The 6,306-nt window shown below is 65.7% G+C and carries 6 protein-coding genes; 2 read left to right on the top strand and 4 right to left on the bottom strand.

The window, feature by feature from the left end; translation table 11 throughout:
* Positions 1 to 123: 123 nt before the first annotated feature.
* The 4 genes from PY310_RS06375 to PY310_RS06360 form a co-directional block, all read right to left on the bottom strand.
* On the bottom strand, positions 124 to 2,190 hold the full coding sequence (locus PY310_RS06375; protein ID WP_275213468.1) for a PhoX family protein: 2,067 nt from the start codon (positions 2,188 to 2,190) through the stop codon (positions 124 to 126).
* A 180-nt stretch (positions 2,191 to 2,370) separates the two neighbouring features.
* Positions 2,371 to 3,306, bottom strand: coding sequence for an o-succinylbenzoate synthase (locus PY310_RS06370; RefSeq protein WP_419095453.1), 936 nt, complete (start codon positions 3,304 to 3,306; stop codon positions 2,371 to 2,373).
* Between the two features lie 208 nt (positions 3,307 to 3,514).
* Positions 3,515 to 3,928: an Hpt domain-containing protein gene (locus tag PY310_RS06365; RefSeq protein ID WP_275213465.1), complete on the bottom strand. Its 414-nt coding sequence runs from the start codon at positions 3,926 to 3,928 to the stop codon at positions 3,515 to 3,517.
* A 292-nt stretch (positions 3,929 to 4,220) separates the two neighbouring features.
* Positions 4,221 to 5,237, bottom strand: coding sequence for a magnesium and cobalt transport protein CorA (locus PY310_RS06360; protein WP_275213464.1), 1,017 nt, complete (start codon positions 5,235 to 5,237; stop codon positions 4,221 to 4,223).
* Positions 5,238 to 5,342: 105 nt separating this feature from the next.
* Here PY310_RS06360 and PY310_RS06355 point away from each other — a divergent pair, with 105 nt between their 5' ends.
* Positions 5,343 to 5,717, top strand: a complete 375-nt coding sequence (locus PY310_RS06355) for an ArsR/SmtB family transcription factor (protein ID WP_275213463.1) — start codon at positions 5,343 to 5,345, stop codon at positions 5,715 to 5,717.
* Positions 5,718 to 5,791: 74 nt separating this feature from the next.
* A complete protein-coding gene (locus PY310_RS06350; RefSeq protein ID WP_275213462.1) occupies positions 5,792 to 6,298 on the top strand; it encodes an SRPBCC family protein in 507 nt (168 codons plus the stop codon).
* Positions 6,299 to 6,306 lie beyond the last annotated feature (8 nt).

The raw sequence follows: 6,306 nt of genomic DNA, 5'->3' as shown, positions 1-6,306 counted from the left end.
GCACCGACAACCAGACCCCCACCACGTTATCCACTGTTCGCTTTGGCGACGAAAACACCAACACCGCGCCCAGCAATGCCACTACAAAGCACGCAGACAGACCATACAAACGCGACTGTAGTACTAGCCGCGGAACACCTGGATCACGGACGGGCGGGGCGCGCGCACCTGGCCGCGTGCCGGCGTCGCACCTTCAGCAACGTAGTCCGGGAAGAAGGAGCGCTGGGCAGCGAACGATCCATCTTCGCCCGGGTGCTGCACCGAGACGAAGACGGTGCGCTCCTCGTCGTGCACGATGGGGCCGCAGGTTTCGGCTTCACGCGGTACGGCGAGGAACTGTTCAACCTTGCCGCGCTCTGCACCCTCCAACGTGACCTTGAAGAGGCCGTCGGCCTTCTGGATGGCCGACGGCGCGCCGTCGGTGGAGATCCACAGGTTTCCGACGGAGTCGAACGCGAGGTTGTCCGGGCAGGAGATGGGCGAGACCTGGTCCGCCGGGAAACCGGAGAAGTAGGTCGACTTGTCGACGGCGGGATCTCCACAGACGATGAGCAGGTTCCAGGCGAACGTCGTGGAGTCCTGGCCCCCGGCCTCGGTGATTTCGACGATGTGGCCGTCTTTGTTCTTGTTGCGGGGGTTGGCCTCGTCGGCGAAGACGTTGCCCTCGATGCCGCGCTTGCTGTTGTTGGTGCATGCGACGTAGACCTTGCCGGTGTGCAGGCTCGGCTGTACGTCCTCGCAGCGGTCCATCTTAGTGGGGCCGACTGTGTCTGCGGCGAGGCGGGTGTAGACCAGGACCTCCTCAACGCTCATTTTGTCCACCTTGGACTCGCCGTTGACCACCAAGGGCAGCCACTGACCGGTGCCATCGAATGCGCCGTCCGCCGGAACCTCGCCGGCCTTGAAGTCAGCAGAGTTGCCCGTGAACTTCGCGACATACAGGTCGCCAGCGGAGAGCAGCGTCATGTTGTGCTTGCGGTCGCCCTCTTTGTAGAAGTCCCGCGAGACAAATTTGTAGAGGTAATCGAAGCGCTCGTCGTCACCGGAGTAGGCCACAACCTTGCCGTTCTCGGCAATGATCACGTTGGCACCCTCGTGCTTGAATCGGCCCAATGAGGAGTGCTTCTTCGGGGTGGAAGTGGGATCGAACGGGTCGACTTCGACGATGTAGCCGAAGCGGTTGGCTTCGTTTTCGTAGCCCGGCTTGCGCGTGTCGAAGCGGTCTTCGTCGATTTCCCACTGACGGGCTGTGGCCTTGCTGGTGAGGCCGTAGCGCTTGTCGTAGTCAGAGGTGCCGGGGGCGACGAAGTAGCCGTTGAAGTTTTCTTCACCGGACAGGATGGTGCCCCATGGGGTGGTTCCGCCGGAACAGTTGCCCAAAGTGCCCTTGATGAAGCGGCCTGCCTTGTCATCAGCCGTCTTCACCAGCGACGATCCCGCAACCGGGCCGGTCAGTTCGTAAGTGGTGCTGTTCAGGAAGCGGCGGTTCAGCGGCGCACCCTTGACGTAGGTCCACGGTTTGGTGGTGTTCTTGCGCTCCAACTCAACGACGGACAGTCCGTGCGCGGCCTGTCCCACCGCGCGCATCTGCGCAGCCGGCATCGTGGCGGGGAACATGATTCCCTCGTTGGTGTATTCGTGGTTGGCGAACAGAACGGCGCGGCGGCCCTTGGTGTCCGGGATCTCGATAATGTCCGAGTAGTCGTTGTTGTAGCCGAACTGCTTTTCCTGAGCGGCGGCCGTCTGGTTGTTGATGTCAAAGTCCGGTGTGCCGTTGAAGATGGGCTCACCCCAGCGAATCACGGGCTGCCAGGTGAAACCTTCAGGGACAGTAACGGCGTCAACCAGCTTGTCCACTGGAGCGATCGGCGTGAACTTCAGCTTCGAGGCGCCGAAGCCTTCTTTCGCTGCGGGTGCCAGGCCCGGGCCGCCGGCAACTGCCGGTTCCGCGGACGTCACAGCAGAGCCGAGTACGACGGCGAGCGCACCGGCGGCGCCGAAGCCCAGGGCGGCGCGGCGGGACATGGTGGCGGACGCAATGTCGCGGAAGTAACTGTTCGAGCTGGTGTTGCAGACATCGCCGGCGCAGGCGTTGTCGCACTTCAGGGCGCAGGTGACGGCACTGCGCTTACCCTTCGTGTGGCCAAGCATGGGCAGCAGGTTGAACTTGCGGTTTGTCGTTTCAGACAAGGTTATGCCTCCAATAGGACGATCGGGTCCCGCTCACCCTGTCAGCCGGTTCCGACCCGCAGTCGTCAGCCAGGTGAAGTTACGGTTAACCGCTGATGACCTGCAGAAACTGCGAGAGCGTTGCCCAAAAACCCGCGTTAAGTGAGAGAGCGTTCCAGGGGGCGTCAGCGGGGCAGGGGGTTAGGGGGTTGCGGCGAGGGTGGCGTGGACTCGGCGGAGGCGGTCCAGCCACCAGTCGCGGCGGTCGGCGGGAGCGCTGTAGCGCGAAAGCAGCCCGGAATCGGCGGCGACGTCGCGGAGGCGGATGGCGCCGTCGTCGGCCACCAGCGGATCCAGGGTGATGTCGGAGGTGAACAGCGAGACTGTTCCCAGTCCGCACGCATACGGCAACTCCGGCAGCGAAGCCGCCAACGCCAGCCCGGCGCGGATGCCCACCGACGTGTCCAGCGCGGAACTGACGACGGCGGGAAGCCCGGCCTGCGCCACGATGTCCAGGGCGCGGCGCACTCCCCCGAGCGGTGCGACCTTCACCACCAGCAGATCGGCGGCGCCGGCCCGCGCGACGCGCAGGGGGTCGGACTCCTTGCGGACACTTTCGTCCGCGGCGATCAGCACGGGCGTCCCGGCGTCCCGCAACCGGCGCCGCACCTCCGCAAGTCCTTCTATGCTGGGCACCGGCTGTTCCGCATATTCCAGCCCGACGGCGGCGAGCCGGGTCAGTGCCTCCACGGCGGCCGGGACGTCCCAGCCGCCGTTGGCGTCCACGCGGATGGCGGCATCCGGCAGCAATGCGCGCACGGCGTCCACCCGGGCGGCGTCGTCACCGAGGGACTCGCCGCGTTCGGCCACTTTGATCTTGACGGCGTCCACCCGGCCGAACCTGGCCAGAACCTCGGGCACCTGCTCCGCGGGGACGGCAGGGACAGTGGCGTTGACGGGAATGACGCGCCGGATTGGTGCCGGGAAACCATGCCAGCCGGCTTCGATGGCGGCGGCCAGCCAGCGGGAGGCCTCGGCATCCCCGTACTCGGGGAACGGACAGAACTCCGCCCAGCCTGCGGGGCCCTGCAGGAGGAGGGTCTCGCGCAGCGTGATGCCGCGGAACTTCACCCGCATCGGCAGGCTCACCACATGCGCGGAGGCGAGCAGCTCCTCGACGGCCGGCAGCGGAAACTGCAGGGACGATGGCACAGACGATGGCAGTGAGGGCGGCTGTGCGGGCGGGACCGAGGAAGGCATGCGTTTACTGTACAAGCGCCCCCTGACAAGTCCCGTATGACAGGAGCCGGAAGGCAGGAGCCGGGAGCCGGAAGCCGGCAACGGCCTACTTCCTGCCCGGGGCCGAATCGAGGTACCGCTGCAGCAGATCCGAGGTCTGCCGGCCGCACTTCATGATCGTTTTGAGATGGGCCGCCGCCAGCCGGGGCAGCACGTCCTCCGGTGCACCCTGGCGGCCCTCGGTTCGAACCAGCCGCTCCAGCCCCAAGGCAAATTGCGCAAGGCGTTCGGCGCCCACCATCTGGCTCGAGGTCTTCAGGCTGAGCACTGCATCGAGACTGCCGGGGAGGTCGCCGGTGGTCAGGGCCAGGCGCAGTTTTTCGGTCCGCTGCGGCAACTGCGCGATGAAATTCCGGACGAAGACCTTCCAGACGCCTTCGTCGTCATCGAGTTCGTCACGGAGCCTGTCCAACGCGGCCGGGTCCAGGAGCGGCAGGGCGTTGGCGTCGTCCTGGGTCATGTCCTGAAATGGGTGGGGGGCGCCCCACCCGGCAGATCTTCAAGGAGGGATTCCGCGAGCGCGCGGACCACGGACCCGGCACGGCGGGCCGCAGCCTGGATCCGCGGCCGGCGCACGGGTAGCTCGAAACTCATGACGTGACCCCCATCAAACGCAGTGCCTGACATCCCGGAGGATCCTCCACAAACGCTAGGCGGCGGAGGGAAAGGCCGCACGAGTAGTCAGTACTCGAGTTCTCAGCAGGGCAACACTAGGGGTGCTGACCACCACGCGGACAGGCAGGGAGGTGCGCCTAGATCCACTTGTTGTGTTTGAAGGTGAGGTAGAGGACAACGCCCATGGCAAGCATCAGGCCCAGGGCATAGGGGTAGCCGAAGGGCCAGTCGAGCTCGGGCATGACCCGGAAATTCATGCCATAAATGGATGCCACCAGCGTGGGCGCGAACAGGATGGCCGCCCACGACGAAATGCGTTTGACCTCCTCGTTCTGCCGGTAACTGGACTCGGTGAGGTTCTTCATCTCGTCGTTCTGCCGCTGGGCCACCAGGGCGGCGTTCACGGCGAGCGCGTTCTGCAGCAGGGCGCGGAAGGCGGCCACGCGTTCGTTGAGGCGGATGATGTGGTCCAACACGTCGCGGTAGTGGTCCTGGAGTTCCGGTTCCTTGTCCCGTCCCGGGGTGCCCGCCATGAGGGCCTGCAGGATGCCGGCGAGCGGGCTGGTGGCGCGCTGGAAGGTGATGACCTGCCGGGAGAGCTCGTAGATGCGGCGTGAGACGTCCGGGTCGGCGCCGAAGAGGTCGTCCTCGATCTCGTCGATGTCGTTTTCCAGCCCGGCCGCCACCGGTTCGTACTCGTCCACCACCTGGTCCAGGATGCCGTAGAGCACGGCGTCCGGGCCGAGGGCGAGGAAGTCGGGCATGCCTTCCATCCGGCGTCTGACCCTGGCGAGGTCCGGGGACTCTGCGTGACGGACGGTGACCACGTAGTCGGAGCCCACAAAGACGTGGATCTCACCGAAGTCCACCTTTTCGACGTCGTCCAGGTAGCGGGCGGGCCGGAGCACCAGGAAGAGGTCTTCGCCGTAGTGTTCGAGTTTGGCGCGCTGGTGGCCGGCAAGCGCGTCTTCAACGGCGAGGTGGCTGAGGTCGAATTCCTCGGCCACGGAGCGGAGTTCGTCAGCATCCGGCCGGTAGAGCCCGATCCAGGCCATCCCCTCGCGCTGCCGGAGCAGGAAGTAGGTCTCGTCGAGGTCCTCGGGGTCTGCGGTGCGTACGCCGTTCACGTACACCGCGTTGTCGATGATGGTCACGGCCGCGCCTCCTTTGGACACTCTCCTGTGGGTGACGTTAGACCTTCCGGGCGTCGAACCCAAGAGGCCTTCCAACACATACCCATATGGATATACAATTGCCGCATGGCACGGGCAGCAACAACGGCGGACGCCTTCAACGCGGTGGCCGAGCCGCGCCGCCGGGAAATCCTGGACGCTCTCGTCCACGGCGAGCGTCCGGTGGGCGAGTTGGTGGACCTTCTGGGGCTGGCCCAGCCGCATGTGTCACGGCACCTGCGCGTTCTGCGGGAAGTGGGCGCGGTGGAGGTGCGCCACGACGGCCGGCAGCGGGTTTACCGGCTGAATCCGCTGGCCCTGAAACCCATCCACGACTGGGCGGCAAGCTATCGGCATCTCTGGGACGAGCGCTTCGGTCTCCTTGAGGACGTGCTGGCGGACCTCAAAGACGAAGACCTCAAAGACGAAGGTCCCGACGACGAAAATCCCCGAGAGCACTGAGAACGAGAGCACTAGGAACGAGAGCACTAGGAACGAGAGCACTAGGAACGAGAGCACTGAGAAGGAGTACGGCAATGGCACAGGCCAGCAGCACCATGGACGTGACGTTCCCCAGCGACACGGAAATCCTGATCACCCGCACCGTCAGCGCACCCCGGCACCTCGTCTACCGGGCCTGGACCACCCCCGGCCTGGTCCGGCGATGGTGGCCGGGCCGGCGCGGCGAGATGACCGTGGCGGACATGGACTTCCGCGTGGGCGGGGCCTGGCGGTACGTGATGGTGGCGCACGGCGGGTTCGAGGTGGCCTTTCACGGCATCTACCGTGAGATCGTCCCGAACGAACGGATCGTCCACACCGAGGTGATGGAGCTGCCGGGCACGGCGCCCGACAGCGAGGACGGCGCCGTCCTGAATACAGTCACCTTTGAAGCGGCCGACGGCGGCGCCACCGTCGTGCGGATCTGCACCGATGCGGGCAGCAGGGAAGTCCGGGACATGATTGCCCAGTCCGGCATGGAAGGCGGCGTGCGCGAGCAGTTCGAGATCATCGAGGAGCTGGCGGCGCAGGCCCCCGCCTGACACGTCAG

The organism is Pseudarthrobacter naphthalenicus (assembly GCF_029076445.1).
In the GTDB taxonomy this organism is placed as follows: domain Bacteria; phylum Actinomycetota; class Actinomycetes; order Actinomycetales; family Micrococcaceae; genus Arthrobacter; species Arthrobacter naphthalenicus.
Note: the sequence above shows the minus strand (reverse complement) of the source record. Positions and strands in the feature narration are given on the sequence as shown.

Bases quoted from the DNA above. Each gene is read 5' to 3' on its own strand.
- PY310_RS06370 (WP_419095453.1), bottom strand. From the start codon at position 3,306: ATGCGGGTGAAGTTCCGCGGCATCACGCTGCGCGAGACCCTCCTCCTG.
- PY310_RS06365 (WP_275213465.1), bottom strand. From the start codon at position 3,928: ATGACCCAGGACGACGCCAACGCCCTGCCGCTCCTGGACCCGGCCGCG.
- PY310_RS06355 (WP_275213463.1), top strand. From the start codon at position 5,343: ATGGCACGGGCAGCAACAACGGCGGACGCCTTCAACGCGGTGGCCGAG.
- PY310_RS06350 (WP_275213462.1), top strand. From the start codon at position 5,792: ATGGCACAGGCCAGCAGCACCATGGACGTGACGTTCCCCAGCGACACG.